The sequence below is a fragment of the Acinetobacter lwoffii genome (genome assembly GCF_024129685.1).
GTDB lineage: Bacteria > Pseudomonadota > Gammaproteobacteria > Pseudomonadales > Moraxellaceae > Acinetobacter > Acinetobacter lwoffii_X.
Genome location: NZ_JAMXXL010000078.1, coordinates 1 through 1038 on the forward strand (window position 1 = coordinate 1; position 1038 = coordinate 1038).

Here is a 1038-nt window from a genome sequence, read left to right on the forward strand (position 1 = left end):
GGCTTTGTTGCACAAAGATTTAAAATTAAAGCTACTCTGAGCTAGTCAAATTTAAGACACAACTCGGGTATGAGGTCGGCCTAATTCCGTAAATTTATTTAATACTGCCACACGTGCATGAATCTCATTGACTTGGCTTTGAAAGTTTCTCGCACTGAGTTTATCCCCCAATAATTTGATGCAATGCATCTTGGTTTCAACCAAACTGCGCCGATGGTAACCTGACCATTTTTTCCATATTATTCTTCCTAAATGCTTAACTGTTCGAAGTAATTCATTTCGCTCTCGCGAATGAACTTTTGTATCTTTCCAAGGTCTCGCATTTTTCCTAGGTGGAATCACTGCATGCGCTTGCCGATCTGCAATGACCTGACGGCATTGTTTTGTGTCATAAGCCCCATCTGTATAGACTGAATCAATCTGTTCATCCAATGGGATTTGATTTAGTAAATCACCTAGGACTTGCGAATCACTCACATTGTTGGTCGTGAGTTGAACTGATCGTATTTGTAGGGTTTCAGCATCTATACCGATATGAAGTTTTCGCCATTGGCGACGATATTCAGGCTGATGTTTCTTGCGTTTCCATTCACCTTCACCTAAAAACTTTAAACCAGTAGAGTCGACAAGTAGATGTAGTCCATCACTACTTTTTTGATAGCCAATTACAAGATCAATATGCTTTTGTCTTCTGCAAATGGTGGAATAATCTGGCGCTGTCCAATCTAAACCACAAAGCTTAATGAGACTTTTCACAAAGCCAGTGACCATACGTAAAGAGAGTCGAAATAAGGATTTAATCATTAAACAGCATTGGATGGCTGTATCTGAATAAGTTTGATTTCGACCATGTTTACCTTTGGGTTGAGCGTACCATTGAGTCTTGGGATCAAACCAAATCGAAATGTTTCCTCGATTAATTAAGGCTTGATTGTATTCGGACCAGTTGATTGTACGGTAGATATTAGGTGGAGGCTTCTTCATTCGGAAATTATATTGCTGAATTAGACCTTACGAACAGCTTTGTGCAACAAAGCC

General features: G+C 39.5%; 1 protein-coding gene. It reads right to left on the reverse strand.

The features are described 5' to 3' along the window. Positions 1-51: 51 nt before the first annotated feature. Positions 52-984 (reverse strand): IS5-like element ISAlw1 family transposase, encoded by a 933-nt coding sequence (locus NI464_RS15740; protein ID WP_253139533.1) that lies wholly within the window; start codon positions 982-984, stop codon positions 52-54. Positions 985-1038: the final 54 nt, after the last annotated feature.